This is a genomic window from Vibrio sp. 378, from assembly GCF_033339435.1.
The window spans coordinates 22,452-38,689 of sequence record NZ_JAWOUO010000018.1 but is presented as its reverse complement, the minus strand read 5'-3'; the positions used below and the strand labels follow the sequence as shown (position 1 = coordinate 38,689).

General features: G+C 44.5%; 19 protein-coding genes. 12 read left to right on the top strand and 7 right to left on the bottom strand.

What is annotated here, in order from left to right:
* Positions 1-19: 19 nt before the first annotated feature.
* On the bottom strand, positions 20-616 hold the full coding sequence (locus tag R7Q48_RS21600) for a tRNA-uridine aminocarboxypropyltransferase (protein WP_258515764.1): 597 nt from the start codon (positions 614-616) through the stop codon (positions 20-22).
* Positions 616-2,166: a hypothetical protein gene (locus R7Q48_RS21595; RefSeq protein ID WP_318132438.1), complete on the bottom strand. Its 1,551-nt coding sequence runs from the start codon at positions 2,164-2,166 to the stop codon at positions 616-618. Before R7Q48_RS21595 ends, R7Q48_RS21600 begins: the two co-directional genes overlap by 1 nt.
* A 47-nt stretch (positions 2,167-2,213) precedes the next feature.
* On the opposite strand from R7Q48_RS21595, the gene R7Q48_RS21590 reads away from it, so the two are divergent.
* Positions 2,214-2,684, top strand: a complete 471-nt coding sequence (locus R7Q48_RS21590) for an EVE domain-containing protein (RefSeq protein ID WP_005378735.1) — start codon at positions 2,214-2,216, stop codon at positions 2,682-2,684.
* A gap of 50 nt (positions 2,685-2,734) precedes the next feature.
* On the opposite strand, the gene R7Q48_RS21585 is transcribed toward R7Q48_RS21590, so the two are convergent.
* Together R7Q48_RS21585 and R7Q48_RS21580 are read right to left on the bottom strand one after the other, a co-directional pair.
* Positions 2,735-3,559, bottom strand: coding sequence for a Cof-type HAD-IIB family hydrolase (locus tag R7Q48_RS21585; protein WP_017636084.1), 825 nt, complete (start codon positions 3,557-3,559; stop codon positions 2,735-2,737).
* 244 nt (positions 3,560-3,803) lie between these two features.
* Positions 3,804-4,814: an alpha/beta fold hydrolase gene (locus tag R7Q48_RS21580; RefSeq protein ID WP_005378733.1), complete on the bottom strand. Its 1,011-nt coding sequence runs from the start codon at positions 4,812-4,814 to the stop codon at positions 3,804-3,806.
* Between the two features lie 65 nt (positions 4,815-4,879).
* Between R7Q48_RS21580 and rhtB the strand changes: the two genes are divergently transcribed.
* From rhtB to R7Q48_RS21545, 7 genes are all read left to right on the top strand, one after another.
* Positions 4,880-5,497 carry a homoserine/homoserine lactone efflux protein gene (gene rhtB, locus R7Q48_RS21575; protein ID WP_054702154.1) on the top strand — a complete coding sequence of 206 codons (618 nt, stop codon included), beginning with the start codon at positions 4,880-4,882 and terminating at the stop codon, positions 5,495-5,497.
* Between the two features lie 24 nt (positions 5,498-5,521).
* The gene (locus tag R7Q48_RS21570) at positions 5,522-6,745 is read left to right on the top strand and encodes an EAL and HDOD domain-containing protein (RefSeq protein ID WP_017636082.1); all 1,224 of its coding nucleotides are present in this window, start codon (positions 5,522-5,524) and stop codon (positions 6,743-6,745) included.
* A gap of 154 nt (positions 6,746-6,899) precedes the next feature.
* The gene (locus R7Q48_RS21565) at positions 6,900-7,235 is read left to right on the top strand and encodes a metalloregulator ArsR/SmtB family transcription factor (RefSeq protein ID WP_005378730.1); all 336 of its coding nucleotides are present in this window, start codon (positions 6,900-6,902) and stop codon (positions 7,233-7,235) included.
* A gap of 42 nt (positions 7,236-7,277) precedes the next feature.
* Entirely contained in the window at positions 7,278-8,279 is a 1,002-nt protein-coding gene (locus tag R7Q48_RS21560) for an ArsJ-associated glyceraldehyde-3-phosphate dehydrogenase (protein ID WP_318132437.1), read from the top strand.
* Between the two features lie 12 nt (positions 8,280-8,291).
* Complete coding sequence (locus R7Q48_RS21555) at positions 8,292-8,786, top strand: cyclin-dependent kinase inhibitor 3 family protein (protein ID WP_256903371.1); 495 nt, start codon at positions 8,292-8,294, stop codon at positions 8,784-8,786.
* Positions 8,787-9,040: 254 nt separating this feature from the next.
* Entirely contained in the window at positions 9,041-10,258 is a 1,218-nt protein-coding gene (gene arsJ / locus R7Q48_RS21550; protein ID WP_005383628.1) for an organoarsenical effux MFS transporter ArsJ, read from the top strand.
* A 283-nt stretch (positions 10,259-10,541) separates the two neighbouring features.
* Positions 10,542-11,555 (top strand): acyltransferase, encoded by a 1,014-nt coding sequence (locus tag R7Q48_RS21545; RefSeq protein ID WP_017636080.1) that lies wholly within the window; start codon positions 10,542-10,544, stop codon positions 11,553-11,555.
* Here the strand turns inward: R7Q48_RS21545 and R7Q48_RS21540 are convergent.
* Positions 11,552-11,881 carry a DUF2500 domain-containing protein gene (locus R7Q48_RS21540; protein ID WP_042523937.1) on the bottom strand — a complete coding sequence of 110 codons (330 nt, stop codon included), beginning with the start codon at positions 11,879-11,881 and terminating at the stop codon, positions 11,552-11,554. The two genes, R7Q48_RS21545 and R7Q48_RS21540, sit on opposite strands and share 4 nt — an antisense overlap.
* 328 nt (positions 11,882-12,209) lie before the next feature.
* On the opposite strand from R7Q48_RS21540, the gene R7Q48_RS21535 reads away from it, so the two are divergent.
* The 4 genes from R7Q48_RS21535 (at position 12,210) to R7Q48_RS21520 (ending at position 15,262) form a co-directional block, all read left to right on the top strand.
* A complete protein-coding gene (locus tag R7Q48_RS21535; protein WP_005378717.1) occupies positions 12,210-12,578 on the top strand; it encodes a hypothetical protein in 369 nt (122 codons plus the stop codon).
* A 1,081-nt stretch (positions 12,579-13,659) separates the two neighbouring features.
* On the top strand, positions 13,660-14,280 hold the full coding sequence (locus tag R7Q48_RS21530) for a lysoplasmalogenase (RefSeq protein ID WP_005389670.1): 621 nt from the start codon (positions 13,660-13,662) through the stop codon (positions 14,278-14,280).
* A 69-nt stretch (positions 14,281-14,349) separates the two neighbouring features.
* Positions 14,350-14,571, top strand: a complete 222-nt coding sequence (locus R7Q48_RS21525) for a YecH family metal-binding protein (protein WP_005378711.1) — start codon at positions 14,350-14,352, stop codon at positions 14,569-14,571.
* A 106-nt stretch (positions 14,572-14,677) separates the two neighbouring features.
* The gene (locus R7Q48_RS21520) at positions 14,678-15,262 is read left to right on the top strand and encodes a YhgN family NAAT transporter (RefSeq protein ID WP_005389671.1); all 585 of its coding nucleotides are present in this window, start codon (positions 14,678-14,680) and stop codon (positions 15,260-15,262) included.
* Between the two features lie 57 nt (positions 15,263-15,319).
* Here the strand turns inward: R7Q48_RS21520 and R7Q48_RS21515 are convergent, their stop codons facing one another.
* Positions 15,320-15,586 carry a DUF1145 domain-containing protein gene (locus R7Q48_RS21515; protein WP_005378704.1) on the bottom strand — a complete coding sequence of 89 codons (267 nt, stop codon included), beginning with the start codon at positions 15,584-15,586 and terminating at the stop codon, positions 15,320-15,322.
* Between the two features lie 25 nt (positions 15,587-15,611).
* A complete protein-coding gene (rsmD, locus tag R7Q48_RS21510) occupies positions 15,612-16,211 on the bottom strand; it encodes a 16S rRNA (guanine(966)-N(2))-methyltransferase RsmD (protein WP_151514318.1) in 600 nt (199 codons plus the stop codon).
* Positions 16,212-16,238 lie beyond the last annotated feature (27 nt).

Below are 16,238 nucleotides of genomic sequence, written 5' to 3'. Positions count from 1 at the left end.
CTTCTACTGAGCTTAATGGTTAACGCTTAAGAGCGTGTCCACTCTTTTCAGCTTGGAACAGAGCGAGGTAATGGGCAAAAAAGCGCTGCATTTGTTGTTGGTTGTTTTGTTCTCCAAGTTGCCCGAGCAAATGTGCAGCGACTTCAAACGTGCACAAATTGCCTTGTTGTTGGTTGCGTCGCAGCTGATATTGTGAGTCCGCCGACGCAGATAATCCCATAGTAGGGATACCTTCTAACCAACGGCTCTTATTGATCATCTTGCGCGCCTCTTGCCAGGTGGCATCCAAAATAATAAACAGTGGAGTTTTGGTTTGTTGCTGGCTTTGGAGTACCACATGTTCGAGTGTGATACTTTCTTCACAGGGGAAGAGCAACACCGGATACCGCGACGGATCAGCTAATAGAGTGAGCAATTCTGCTGGTGGCTGTTTGCGATCCCAGATTACTCGCTCAATGTTGAGTTGGCACTGCTCTAGTAGCTGGCCGGTATTAGTATCACGATTCAGTTCATTCGGATGCATTAACAGCAGGATGTTGTGCTCACTGGTAAGTTTCGGCATTAGCGAGCACATACAATTGAATTGAAAACCGCAGGTTGGACACGGTTGTGACATTACAGACGAACTCCTTCGCGCACCGGGCTTATCCCATCAGAGAACAGACGCACACCACTGACTTGGTTCGGCGTTGCCGTTGGCGCCATGCTTGGGTTGAGTGGGTAGCTAACCCCAGTGTATTGCATCACGTGTTGAGCCGCTTTAGCTCCGCCACCGCTGACATTAAAAATCAGATCTCGCCAACCATGAGAGGTTTGTTGGCCGAGCATAATCGGGCTTTGCACTAGTGTAATGCGGCTATTAAATCGCCATTCCTTTTCGTGATGTTCAAATATCAGCAATGTACAGCCTCCGGAACCACACCAATCCAACTGTACCAATAACTCTTCGTTACCATCGCTGTTGAGGTCGTAAGTTAGCCAACGGTATTGGTTATTGTTGGGGGTGGTTTGATGGATAAAGAAGTAGTTGCGCACCGCGGCATCTACTTTTGAATCAAACTCTGCACTAGAAGGGACGTCAGCACTACCGATGGGGTTGTTGGTGCGTTTTTCGGCTGGTTGCATGATGCCTTCATCACGAACGGTGGCAGGATAAAGGACTAAACCACCATCGGCGATTGGGTATACCAAGTTACCGACTTTTTCTTTGGTCGCTTTGAGCTGATTGCCTTCTCGAGTAAACAGTCGCTCTGACATTAGTCTTTGCTGTTGATGATGCGTCATGACAACTTGAACCTGAGACGGACTTAACTGTTGCCAGTAACCACGCTCGATTAATGGTGCTTGTCCATTGGCGTAACGGTATTTTGTTGTGGCGCTATGGTCTGGGTTTAAGGTCATTTGTACTTCAAAACCTTGTGATTGAGTTGAGGTCGCGACATAGGTATTAGCCCAGCCAAGCGTTGCATCGACGTTTGCAGCCATACCACAACCTTGATACGTCTCGCCATCATGTTTTAGTGTTGCTTTCCAGCCATACAAAGAATCGCTCATTGTGTCTGAGCAGAGGTTTTCTGTTAAGCGAAGCTCACCATCTTGTAGTTGATAAGTGCGCTGGCGAGGTTGAAGCTGACTGCTTTTAATCGCTAATTTTGTGGTTTGTTTGCCGATTTGCTGGAATGTTAGTCCATTAGCCTCAAAGCTTGCCGACCAAGAAGGCTCATTACCAAACACGCGAGTTGGTTTGTTTGGTTGCTGACAACGGTTTGGATTTTCCGTTGTGAGGAAGTTCACTTGTTCCACGACAAAGTTAGCATCGAAATCATCAGAAAACCCATCGATGCCCGGTGGGTTGAGGTGGCCGATAACCTCGCCATACATGGTCTGGTAAGGCTCGTTATTTAACTGAATTGCTCGTTGCATTTGCTGTGGTGACAGTTGCAACCAATATTGCTTGTCGCTGCCACAAGGCATGATGTATTGGCTCTCGTGACCGACGATCACTTTTCCGCGCAGCATAAAAGTTTGAGGTTGAATGGTTTCAGGCTTATCTAAGGTTGCTGGTGGAGAGGTTAGGTCAGCGGCACCAGATTGTGGCGACTGTGAACTACATGCTTGCAGAACCAGCAGGGTGGCAAGCGCCACTGGGTTTTTCAAAGCCTTCATGTTATATCTTCCTCATTATTGTTACTCAATCGGCATCGGATGGCATTATGGCATATTGGTTATTTAAAACTGAACCAGATACCTTTTCTATTGACACGCTTCGAACCCAAAAGGTTTCATGTTGGGAGGGAGTTCGTAATTATCAGGCGCGCAATATGATGCGTGACCAAGTGAAGGTGGGCGATTTAGTCCTGATTTACCACTCTTCTTGTAAACATGTTGGCGTGGCAGGTATTGCTAAAGTTGTGAGAGAAGCCTATCCCGATCATTTCCAATTCGATCCCGAAAGCGATTATTACGATCCAAAGTCAGACCCAGACAACCCGCGTTGGATTATGGTGGATGTAGAGTTTGTACGTAAAACGGCGCGAGTGATTCCGTTGTCGGTGATGAAAGCGATGCCAGAACTTGAGAACATGCCGTTGGTGAAACGTGGAAATCGCTTGTCGATTATGCCCGTGACAGAAGAAGAATGGGACGCGATTCTTGGCAAAGAGAAGCTGCCAAGTCAGCGATAAAAGAGAAGGGCTGCGAATGTGCAGCCCTTCATTATTTGGAGTATTGAAGCTTACAGCAAGTGTTCTTGTAGGTAGTGTGCAACCGCATCTTCTGCATTGCTGCCAATTACTTCATTATTTGGTAGAGCTTTCATCACTTTTTCGTGTGATGTACCCATAACTAGCCCTTTACCTGCCATCGACAGCATTTCTACGTCATTCATGCCATCACCAAATGCTACGCAGTTTTCTAACGTGAGGTCGAGTTTTTTCGCTACCGCTTCAAGAGCATGACCTTTAGACACGCCAGCGCTCATTACTTCCAAACACCAAGGCGTTGAAAATGCGATGTTCAGCTTATCACCAAACTGCTCACGTAGTTTGTTTTCAAATACGACCAAACGTTCGTGGTCTTCTCCTGGATGCGTGAAGAAAACTTTCGCAATACCGTCAGTTGGGGCGTGGTCTTCATCAAATAAGACGTAAGTGAATTCATCGTGGAAGTCACGTAACGTTTCATCATCCTTGTTCATCAACCAGCTATCATTTTGATACATGTGAATAAGTATTTCTTGATCATGTTTGATCGTGTCGATCACGCCTTGTACCAGTTCCGCAGGGACATTCTCGCTGTACATTAGCTGATCTTCCTGGTCATGCACTCGGGCACCATTTGACGTGATCATATAAGCTGGAATGCCAACTTGGCGACGGATGCTCGCAACGTCTACGTGGTGACGGCCGGTTGCAAAGACAAAGGTATAACCCTTTTCATGCAGCGCTTTTAGCGTCTCTTTTGAGTAAGCACTGAGCTGATGGTTTGGTGCGAGTAACGTGCCATCCAGATCAGAGGCAACGATTTTGGTGATCTCTTTGCAAGGTAGCGATGTGCTCATGAAGTCCTCGTAAACGGTTTGGATAGTGTGGAACAGGTGAATTGCAAACGGAGTACAGCAGACTGACTAGATCGTACTGCTCCGAATGCGGGGGAACTTGGGCCCGTAGCACTATGCGGTTAAACACTGTGTCAAAGTAGCCAAGTTCAAGCAGTGTACGCCAAAATGAGGATGAAAAAGAGGGTAAATCGATGTGTAGACATTTCCTCTTTAATCTTAGTCGTGAAATGGTCGCCTAGAGTTCTTATTGTGCTTGTTCGTTTGATGGCGATTTAGGGTCATTCATAAAGCGGAAAATCGCATCGAGCGCTTGATTACGATACTTATCGGTCTCGAATAAGATTTCATGCTGTGCGCCTTCGATAGAAAGCAGCTCCGCGTGTGGGTTGGTTTTCCGCAATTTATCAATAAAACGCTTTTGCGCGAGGTTGCTAACAATCCGATCGTTTCCGGCTTGTATTAGGATGACTGGTATTTTGACTTGGCGAGTTAATAAAAAGCACTGCTTAGCGGCCATGAGCCCTTGCCAAACCCAGCGAGTGCTTGGCCCACCGACTTGCAGTTCCGGTTTTTCCGTATATAGGTTTCGGAACCATTGGTAGCGGCCGTAACTTTGGCTAAGTGGGTTATCTTCAAAGGGCTTAGGGAAGTAGGCCTGATGTCCTGGTGCATAGCGTGGCAAAGTCGATACCGCTGACATAATTTGTGTGACCGGAATCGCTATTGGTGATAGGTACCATGGCAGGTTAATGCCAAACATGGGTGCACTTAGAATCAAACCAGTAAAAGGGTGTTCTGGGTGAGTTTGCAGGTAACGTGTCGCGATCGCGCCGCCCATAGAGTGCGCGATGATGAAGCATTGTTGATATTCGCTAAGGTCGTGTTTTTTTACGACGATGTCCATATCATCAATATAATCAGTAAAGTCATAGACGTGACCCATATCTGAGTCAGATAATAAACGATCTGATAAACCTTGACCGCGGTGGTCAAAGGAATAGACATCGAAACCTTGGCGGTAGAGATCGTAAAACAGCTCTTGGTATTTCCAGGAAGACTCAATGCGTCCATTTACGATGAGCACGGCTTTTTTATGCTCTGGGTTGGTTAGCTTGCACCAGTAAATGTTCTTTTTCTCAGTCCCTTTAACAAAGCCCTCTTGGCGAGTTTGCCAAAGTGCTGCGATCGGACCACCAATTGCTTGCTCAAATAATGTCTCTTGAGTATAAGTCAAAGGTGAATGGTTAGTCGCCATTAGTTGATTACCTGAAGATACGTTGTTTACGCGATGTATCATCGAAGAATTAGTGAGGAAATGCAATGGATACCCATGTCTGGTTAGCTTATGTAGTAACAGCAATCGTTTTTAGTTTGGCTCCGGGCTCTGGCACGGTGAACTCAATCAGTAATGGTTTGAGTTACGGTACCCGTAAATCACTGGGTGCCATTATTGGCTTACAAATTGGTTTAGTTATCCACATCGCGCTGGTGGGGGCGGGTATTGGTGCGCTTGTCGCGCAGTCAGCAACCGCATTTTCTGTCATTAAATGGGTTGGTGCCGCTTATCTGGTTTGGTTGGGGATTCAGAAATGGCGCGACACAGCAAGCTTAGTCGCAGCTGAAAACCACAACGAGATGTCAGGCACGGCGCTGTTGTACAAGGCAGTGTTAATTAACCTCACCAACCCTAAATCGATTGTTTTTCTGGTGGCGTTGTTCCCGCAGTTTATTGACCCAGCAAAAGACCAAATCACGCAACTGTTGGTGCTTGGCGTCACTACGGTCGTGATTGATGCGTGTGTAATGTTGGGTTACACGAGCTTGGCAGCACAAATGGGACGCTTTATTCGCTCCGATAAAATCATGGGAAAAATAAACAAAGTATTCGGTTCAATGTTCATGGGTTGTGGTGCATTATTAGCAGCTGCAAAGTCATAAGCCATTTATAGGTCCTTCTTTAGCATGAATACAACGTATGTCGCTCGCCAGCCGATCTTTAACCGAAAAAGACAGACGCTGGGTTATGAATTGTTGTTTCGAGACGGGGAGAGTAACGCATACCCTTCACATATTGATTCAAATCGAGCGACATACCGACTGATCGTCGAAAACTTCCTATCGCTGGGTACTAACCCAGTGATTGCCTCTTCAAGATGCTTTATTAACTTTCCTCATCAAAGTTTGGTGCGACGTTTGCCGCGCAGTTTGCCGAAAAACAAAATTGTCATCGAAGTGTTGGAAACGTGCCAACCTACGGATGAGCTTCTTGATGCGATTCGTGAGTTTTATCGAGAAGGTTATTTGATCGCTTTGGATGACTTCACCCTAACACCAGAATGGCGTCGTTTTTTGCCATATGTGCATATTGTGAAGCTCGACATTATGGCGATGGGGCTTGAAAAGGCCTGTGAACTGGTCACAACACACCTTGCAAAACGCGTCAAATACCACTTTTTAGCAGAACGTGTTGAAACCGCAGAAGAGTTTGAGCAAGCGAAAGCGGCTGGCTTTAAATTTTTCCAAGGTTATTTTTTTAGCAAGCCACTCGTCTCGCAGACTAAATACGTCAGTCCTGAGCAAGTGTTGGCATTGCAACTGTTTCGTGAAGTTTGTGCTCCTGAGCCTGACTTTACTCGTATCGAGTCCATCATTACGCAAGATGTCGCGCTGTCGTATAAATTATTGCGTTTTGTAAATACGCAAGCGCCGAATTTGGCTGTCGAAATCAGCTCTTTTCGTCAGGCATTGATTTATCTTGGCCAGGATAACCTTAAGCAGTTTGTCTCTTTGGTTGTGGCATCGTATATCTCCAGTAACAAGCCTCGAGAGCTGTATCACCTTTCATTGCAACGAGCTCAATTTTGCCAATTGATGTCGCGCTATCAGCCATTCTCTCATCTCAACGAACAAGGTTTCATGGTTGGTTTGCTGTCGATTCTAGATGCGTTGCTGGATCTTTCGGTGGAATCTTTAGTTAGGCAGTTACCGCTTAGTCATTCAGTACAACAAGCGCTATTACATCGCAAAGGGGTTTATGGTGCACTTATTTCCCTCGAAGAGTGCTACGAGCGTGCCGATTGGTCAGGGGTTGAAAAAATCACGATGCAATTGGGGTTGCCTTTAGAGGAAGTGAAGCTCTCCTTAGGTGAAGCGGTTCGCTGGAGTCAAAGCATCGCGACTGCATAATTTCTTGTCTTATCTTTTATCTTTTTGAATCTCTCTCTTTACAATCAAGCTGTTCGTTAGATGTGAAACTTTTATGACGATGGACGGTTTCCTCTTGACGATATATCTTAATTAAATAAACATATACGCATATCCATATATAGGTATGTTCATTATGCTTCCACATCAGTTTTTTAAGCTGTTATCCGATGAAACACGCGTACGTTGTTTAATGCTCGTGGCCCGTGAAGGTGAAACTTGCGTTGGCGATTTGGCGTTTGCTCTACAAGAGAGCCAGCCGAAAGTTTCTCGTCATCTTGCTCAGTTACGATCCAGTGGCATCTTGGTGGATAAACGCCAAGGGCAATGGGTGTATTACGAGTTATCACAGCAATTACCAGGTTGGATGCGAAAGTTAATTGAAGACTTAGTGGCATCAAACTGTTTGAAGCAGGAATACCAAGACGACATCACACGCTTACACGATAAAAGTCGTGAGGCTTGCTGTTAACAGCGAATAGAGATTCAAGGTAGAAGATTAGAGGGTAAAACTATGATAATTAAAGTAGGAATTAATGGCTTTGGCCGAATTGGTCGCTTAGCGCTGCGAGCGGCATTTGATTGGCCAGAATTGGAGTTTGTGTTAATCAACGATGTCGCAGGTGACGCAGCTACGCTTGGTCACTTATTAGAATTCGATTCAGTGCAAGGTCGTTGGCATCATGGAGTTCAGGTCGAAGGCAGTGAGCTCGTCATCAACGGCAAGCGTGTCGCCACGACTCAACAACGCGATATCGATGCGGTGAACTGGTCTGATTGTGATGTTGTGATTGAAGCGACAGGCGTACATCGCAAAACATCATTCCTAAATAAATACCTAGAGCAAGGCGTGAAACGTGTCGTGGTAAGCGCACCTGTGAAAGAAGAAGGTATCGCGAACATTGTGGTGGGCGTGAACGACCATATTTTCGACCCTGAAAAACATCGTATCGTGACAGCAGCTTCGTGTACGACTAACTGTATCGCACCTGTGGTTAAAGTCATTCATGAGAAATTGGGTATCGAACAATCTTCTTTTACGACCATTCACGACCTGACGAATACGCAAACTATTTTAGATGCGCCACACAAAGATCTACGCCGTGCAAGAGCATGCGGCATGAGCCTTATCCCGACTACGACGGGTAGCGCGAAGGCGATTGTCGAAATTTTCCCAGAATTAAAAGACAAAATTAATGGTCATGCGGTTCGCGTACCTCTAGCAAACGCATCGTTAACAGACATCATTTTTGATGTGAAGCGTGATACCACAGCAGAAGAAGTGAATGCACTGTTAAAAGAAGCATCTGAAGGTGATTTGAAAGGCATCCTTGGCTTCGAAGAGCGTCCTTTAGTTTCTATCGATTATAAAGGCGACCAACGTTCAACCATCGTTGATGCGCAATCAACCATGGTTGTGGGTTCTCGTATGGTTAAGATTTACGCTTGGTACGATAACGAAATGGGTTATGCAACGCGCACAGCAGAGCTGGTTCGTAACGTTGGTTTGGCTTAAAAGGGGGTCACAATGTCTCATCCTACATGGCAATTAGATTTGGACTCCGGTGCTTTAATCTTAACACCGTGCCCAGGAACGAAAGGTGTCGATTTGCATACGTCGTTAGAACAGTTGAAAGAGCAGGGTGTTCAAGCGGTCGTTACTGCATTAGATGATAGTGAATTAGCTGCGAAGAATGTCTCTGCATTGGGTGAAGCCACTCAGCAGCTGGGTATGAAATGGTTCCAGATCGAGATTGAAGACGACTGCGCACCAAATGAAGAATTTGCGACGAAGTGGCAACAAGCCAGTCCGAAACTGCACGCGATTCTTGCTCAAGGTGGCAAAGTTGCGATGCATTGTATGGGTGGTTCGGGGCGCACAGGTTTGTTCGCTGCTCACCTACTCCTAGAAAAGGAATGGCAGTTAGAAGATATCGTGCGAGAAGTGCAGGCATTGCGCCCTGGTGCATTTACAAAACCTGTGCAAGTTGAGTACATCGAACGCGTGGCTCAAGACGCTTGATCAGCTTAAATAGCTTTTGGTTCATTATGATCCAAAAGCTAAATTCGAGCTTCTTCAGGATACGACTGTTTACAAGAAAAGCCATTAATATTAACTAATGCATTGTTTTTAAGGTGTATTTTGCTTTTTATTGATGTTGGGGCATTTTTTGAAAATCACAGCAACATTGTATTGGTCAATGTTGCTGTACAGGTTAGGAAGTATTTAGAACATGATGATCTAAATGCTTCTATCGCTGTACATATGAGGTCAATATGATTTCTCAATTAAGCAAAAGTATTCGTCAGTACATGTTAGTGACGTTTAACTATTGGAACTTTACGGTGACCGATGGCGCACTGCGTATGCTGGTGGTGCTCTATTTTCATGACTTAGGTTATTCCACGTTAGCTATTGCCTCACTGTTTCTTTTCTATGAATTTTTTGGTGTGGTGACAAACCTGGTTGGTGGTTGGTTGGGCGCAAGGTTAGGCCTAAATAAAACCATGAACATTGGTTTAGCGATGCAAGTGTTTGCGTTGCTGATGCTCGCAGTACCAAATGCATGGCTGACCATTCCTTGGGTGATGGCAGCGCAAGCTCTGTCGGGGATTGCCAAAGATCTGAACAAAATGAGTGCTAAGAGCGCGATTAAAACGCTAGTACCAGACGAACAGCAAGGTGCGCTCTACAAATGGGTAGCGATTTTGACTGGCTCGAAGAATGCACTCAAAGGAGCGGGCTTTTTTGTTGGTGGCTTGCTGCTGTCTTGGGTGGGTTTTCAAAACTCGATGTTTATTATGGCGGGTGTACTTACATTAGTGTTTGTTTGCAGCATGATCTGGCTAGAAGCGGACATGGGTAAAGCAAAGAGTAAACCTAAGTTTCGCCAAATATTCTCCAAGTCTGAATCGATAAACATTTTATCCGCAGCACGCATGTTCTTGTTTGGTGCTCGTGATGTGTGGTTTGTCGTTGCTCTGCCTATTTATCTTGGTAGCGTGTTTGGCTGGGATCACTTGTGGGTTGGTAGCTTTCTCGCAGCGTGGGTCATTGCTTATGGGTTTGTGCAAGGCTTTGCGCCGCGTATTACTGGCAAAGCGCAAGGTCGTGTGCCTGATGGTAGTGCAGCATTGGTGTGGGCAGGAATCCTAGCGTTAATTACGGCTGGTATTGCTTATGGTGTGCAAATCGGTTGGCAGCCTGAATTGGTGATTGTGGTAGGTTTGATGATTTTTGGCGCTGTGTTTGCCATTAACTCTTCGCTGCACTCGTACTTGATAGTGAGCTACGCTAAAGGCGATGGCGTCTCGTTGGATGTCGGTTTTTACTACATGGCCAATGCGATGGGACGTTTGATTGGCACGGTATTATCGGGTTGGATCTACCAAGAGGCTGGTCTTGCAGCGTGCTTATGGGTTTCTTTTGCTTTCTTGGCACTGACGACGCTGATTTCAATTAAGTTGCCAAAAGCTGATGTTGCTACTGCGTAACTATCCCCAGTATCGCTATCTGTAGATGGTATAAATGGCTCCAAATCGGAGCCATTTTTGTTTCTTATGCGCCGTTTGCTGTAATCAGATTGTGTCGGTTTGGCATCGAGAGTGAATACTGATGCTTGGTTTTTGGTTCTCGTTAAGTGATTAGAGTGGTGATGAAATCCCCGTTGTAGGTCATTGTTGAGTTAAAAATAAGCAAAAACAGATTGTTAACCATTTCACTGGTTGAGATTTACCCTATGCTATAAACGATAAGCGACTCAAAGTAGGGAAAGGTATGAGAGAAAGGGTTCTGTTTTTTGATTTATTGCGCTGCTTCGCAGCGGTAGCAGTGATCGCCATTCACGTCTTGGCACCGTATCGAAATGAGTTAGGAGTGATTCCATTTGACCAATGGCTGACTGCGGTAGGCGTGAATAGCGTAACTCGCTGGGCAGTGCCAGTTTTTATTTTGATCACCGGAGCGCTAATGCTCAGTGACACTCGACCATTTGACGGTAAGTATTATATCAAAAGGCGTTTGGGCAAAGTTTTAGTTCCATTTCTTATTTGGTCGATGTTTTATGCATACCTTTCAGGTTGGACTTCTCAAGGCTTTGATTTTGAAACCGTAAAAGAGGTATTAAGCAATAGCCCATTCCACGCAACGTATTACCATCTCGGCTTTTTCTATTACTTTATACCACTGTATTTTGTGATTCCGCTGTTTCAATGGATGGTACGCAACGTGGATGACAACGTCTTGTATACCTATCTCGCATTTTGGCTTTTCACCAGCACACTGTTCTTGTTCAAGATTGATGGCCCGTGGAGTAATCAGATGTGGCTTTATATGGGTTACCTTCCACTGGGGTATGTTTTATTTCAAAAGGTACCTTTGAATCGCTCTATGGTGACCTTATTTGTTGGGCTAGGACTCGTGGCGTTGGCAGTGACCTTTACGATGGTTGTGACAAATAGCTTAGAGGCGGAGAAGTATACGGTTGGGCGCTGGCTCTCTTATAAAACACTGAATGTGATTCTAGCGGCTTCGATGATTTTTATGATCGGGCGTTACTTTGGTGAAGGCTTATCACCAAAAGTACAAAAAGTGGTTAGTGTGATCAGTCAGCACAGCTTAGGGATTTACTTACTTCACCCTATTTTCTTATGGCCGATGAAAGAGTTCGGTTGGTACACAGGACATCCTGCGTGGGTGATTCCAGTCTGGATCGTTCTAAGTGGAGCTGGAGCCTTGGCGATGAGCTATCTCTTTTCTCGTTCTGCCAAGACTCGTTGGTTACTGCCTTAACGTTTGATAGCGAAGTGAAGGAACTTGCTGCCGCGATAGGTCAGTGTTCCCTTATCTCCAGGGTTGAGTGCATGGTAGTAATGCACTCCAATTTGGAATTCACGCTTTGGACCGATAGAACCACGTTGAACGTAAATCCAATACTCTTGATCGTCTTGACCTGGTGGTGCGTTTGGTATGTCTATCGCTTGTTTATCTAAAACCGTTACCTGCGCGCTTTGCTCTGGAGCGTCTTCGCCCACATAGTGCTTACTATAAAAACGGAAAAACACCCACGCGCCCAAGGCAATAAGGGCGAATAGGGCGACAATAAGTGAGATTGGCATATTAACCTCCAATGTTTTATCGGGTCCCATTCTACAGAACTCGCTGACGAAACGATGAGTTGAGGTAACTTATTCATAATCTAATGAAAGGGACATGAAATTTATTCGGCGCACTTCACGGTTTATCTCAATGGGGACGCGATGAAATCGTCGCTTCATCTGCAAGCGAAGTCACTAAAGCTGAACGAAGCGGCTTTCACTTGTGAGGCTATATGAGCTCAAGGGCACAAATTGAAAGTAAAATTGCACTTAACGGCTCGAAAAAGCTCTAAATTTATAGAAGAATAAAAATAATGAACATAGGAAGGGTCTGGTAAGGAGGGTTACGATGTCAGATATTGAAAAAGTAGTCATGCGTACCCGAACGATCGAAAAACTTTTGCGTACTCAGTACCATGCAGAAGGGAAAGGGTTGCACCAACTTATTAATAGTTGTGAAGAACGTTTACCGCATGACGTGATAGCAAAGCTTCGATTCATCGCAACCGTGCGTAACAAAGTGGTGCACGAAGACGATTACAAGCTGGATGATCGTAAAGGCTTTATGGCGGCATGTGATGCTTGTGAAAAAGAGCTGACACCAAGAAGCTCTCGCTTTATTTGGCGTACAGCAATTTTGCTAATGACGTTGATTACGCTGGCCGCTCTTGGTTTCTACTATATGCACTGGGATATTTTGTCTAAGCACATTCAGTAGAGCTATACAGATAAATAAAAAAGGACGCATTTGCGTCCTTTTTTATTTTAAATCATTGGGTTAGTACATCATTGGCAGTGTCATTAAACCCACAACCACTGCAATCATAACCAGCCCTTGTTTTTGAGAAGATGAAATCATAACACTACCCCTTAATCTTTGATGAACTCGATGAATTTAATATAGCACTGTTTTTGGGGTTTGATCAACATATGCTCGTTAATCTTTTCAAAAACCACACTTAACTTGTCTGGTTTTACGTGATTCTGACTAATGAAACTATGTTTTTTGTCCTGTATTTAAAGTGTTCACATTGTTTTGTTTTTATCCTTTATTGTTTTAAATGTTTGATTTTATAATGTTAAATGGTTTGTGGTGTTGGCTTTGTAATTGTTTTTTGTTTCGAATGGTATGTTGGGTCTTTATTTTGTCTGTATTTCTCAAAAATTGAGAAAATTAAAAAATGTGCTATGAGGTTACATCGTCAAATCGAAAGCATGGAGTGAGATTTTCTTACCTTATGAGAAAATATGGGCTTCAAAAGTGTTTAGTGATTTTATGGTTTATGAAGTCCGCACTTTTATCTGTTATTGAAATTATGATTTTATTTATCATTGACTTACTTTTCTTGTCTGATATTTTTTTTACTGAATTAAGGTCAGTTTTCTTAGTTTTTACCCCTAATCATCAGTAGTTCCTCCTCTCTTAGAGCGCTACTAAGACTATTTTCTATTTTGTGTCTGTTATTTATTCTTGTTGCCTGCATTGCATACATCCTGGTGGTTTAATCGTCAGTTTGTGAAATGGCGGCTTACCTGGAGCACTTATCTGTTTTTCAGTTAAATAGTTTTAGAAAGCGCTGGTTATTGTGTCGTGTGATTTGATGGGTTCGGCTGATGAGCAAAGCTTGGCCCCAATGTTTAGTGGCATCATTCAGGCTCATCGGCTTTATTATTACGTAGGCTGAGGGTTACAAAATGTTTCGAATCGCTAGCGAGATCCAACTTTCGTAGATTGTGTCTTTACATCAAAACTGGTCTACCTAGACTAGCGGCGAGTTTAAGTAAAAGGTGTATACTGCATGTGGAGTTGGCTGGCGATAGGGCTATCAGGTGTGTATTCCGTGTTGGGAGCAAAGCAAGCTAACCCGACACAATCCCTCGTGTTTAAAATCTTTACTCTGCTACTTCTTCTTGTGTTGGTGTTAACTCAAGGTGCATCCGCAACATATACCTACTGGATTGCGGGTGGGCTTATTGTGTCTATGGTGGCAGATACGCTGCACTCGTTTAAAACTCGTAAGCTAATCTATTTTACGGCTTATCTGGTTGCCCAGGTATGCTACAGCAAGTCATTTTGGGTGCAGCTTAATGGTGAGATTGTCTGGTGGCTGTTGGCCCTGCTGCTTGCAGCGAGTATCGTGGCGTTCTTTTTGTTGCTACCTCAACTCGACTCTCTGGTATTCCCCGTTGTGATCATGGGGATGATGCTGGTTCAACTTGCTTGGGCAGCCGGTGAAGTTTGGTTACAAGTGCCGAGTTACGCCAATGCTATCGGCTTTAGCGGAACCTTAGTTCTCATCTATTCGGCGCTGGCATACGCGATACACGGTTATCGAAAACCGATGAAACACGCCTATTTGTGGGTGAGTGGTAGTTACTTTTTTGCTCATGCCCTCATTGTTGCCTCAATCATTTACTAATTTAAGTCAAAGCAGATCTTGAGGATTTCAGTAAACTGAACGCATTGTTCTTAATAACTGGAGTCAATAATGAGTGAAATCCATGCTCACGAGCTGCTAAACCTACTTAGAGAAACGCCAATGGATCGCGAAGCCCTCACACAGCACTTTGGCGCTAGCGTTCGCTTTCACACCTGTAAACTGAATGATCTAGACTTAGATGCATTACTAGCATTTTTGCTCAAGCGCGACAAAATTCGTGAGCTTGAAGGTAAGTTTGTGGTCAATATGGCGCGAGTTTGCAATCACTAAACGGCGGCTAAGATCGAGGGTGAATATGGTGTTTTCGCCCTCAGTCATATACTCATGTTGTCAGTTTGCTATACACTGGCCGCCATTTTTTAGGTGAGGCCAGAATATGGACATTCTTTCTGCAGCGACCATGCTGTTTCTAATCATGGACCCTCTCGGTAACTTGCCGATTGTGTTGTCTATTCTCAAACATATCGATCCCAAGCGTCGTCGTAAGGTATTGATTCGTGAACTACTGTTTGCCTTACTGATCTTGATGCTATTTCTGTTTGCAGGACAAAGCATCTTAAGTTTTTTGCATGTCCAGCCAGAAACGCTCAGCATTTCTGGTGGCATTATTCTCTTCATTATTGCGATTAAGATGATTTTCCCGAGTGCTGGCAGCATCACTGGACTGGCAGCAGGCGAGGAGCCCTTTATTGTTCCGATGGCCATTCCTATGATCGCAGGCCCTTCAGTGATTGCAGCCTTGCTTTTACTGTCTTCGCAACATCCAGAGAAAATGTTGGAAATGTCAGCATCAGTCGTAATTGCGTGGGGCGCAACATTTTTTATACTGATGTTTTATGGCTTCTTTAATCGCTTGTTGGGTGAACGTGGCTTGAAGGCGGTAGAACGCTTAATGGGCTTGTTACTGGTGATGATCTCCACTCAAATGTTCTTGGATGGTGTAAAAAGTTACATTGGGTGACGAACGAAACGCAGAAAAAAAGCCGCTCACAAGAGCGGCTTTTTCGTATCTGAGCGATTACATCATGTGTTTACGACGAATATCGAGTAGGGCAAAAATACCAAAAATCAGGATTGAATATTTTTCCCAACTGCTCATTTTTATTTTGTCGCCAAATGCACCAATGAAGATGGCCATTTGTAAACCGTGCATGATGAACAAAAAAGCGGTCATGATGTAAAGCGCAATCGCGGCATTGCCGGGAAAGGGCATAAAAATATTTAGGATTAATACTAACCAAACAAAGGCGATAGCCGCTTTGGCCAGCATAATTAGTGCTTTCATTTAAGTATCCTTTTAAATCGAGGCGTTATGCGGAGGTACGTTCGTACAGACGATAGCTCACTTGGCCTGCTGTTTTTTCTCGATGTAATTGCCAGTTTTCTGGTAAGTTGGCAATATTGAGTTCTTTTTCTGTTTCAATATAAATCATCGCATCTTCCGCGAGCCAGCCATTTTGTTCTAGCAGAGCCACGGTCTCATCCAATAGGCCTTTGCGAAACGGTGGGTCAATAAACACCACATGATGAGCAGAACCCGGTTGCTTCAAAAAACTCAGTGCGTCGGTATTTACCACTTGGATGTTGTTCGCGTTAAGAGAGGCAACATTCTTTTGTAACTGTTGGAAAGCTTGTGGGTTTAGCTCAACCATGGTCACTTGCTCTGCTTGGCGCGAAGCTGACTCAAATCCCAAGCCGCCAGAGCCAGCAAACAAGTCGAGACATTTTGCCTGTGGTACATCTTGAGCTAACCAGTTAAACAGCGTTTCTTTGACGCGATCGGTCGTGGGGCGTAAGCCTTCAGCATCGTGTACAGGAAGTTTTCTGCCTCTCCATAAGCCACTAATAATGCGAACAAAGCCCGTTGTTGGCTTTTTTTGTGATGAGTTTTGCTGGCGACGTCTTACCATAGATTTTTTGACCGCTAATAAAGTGAT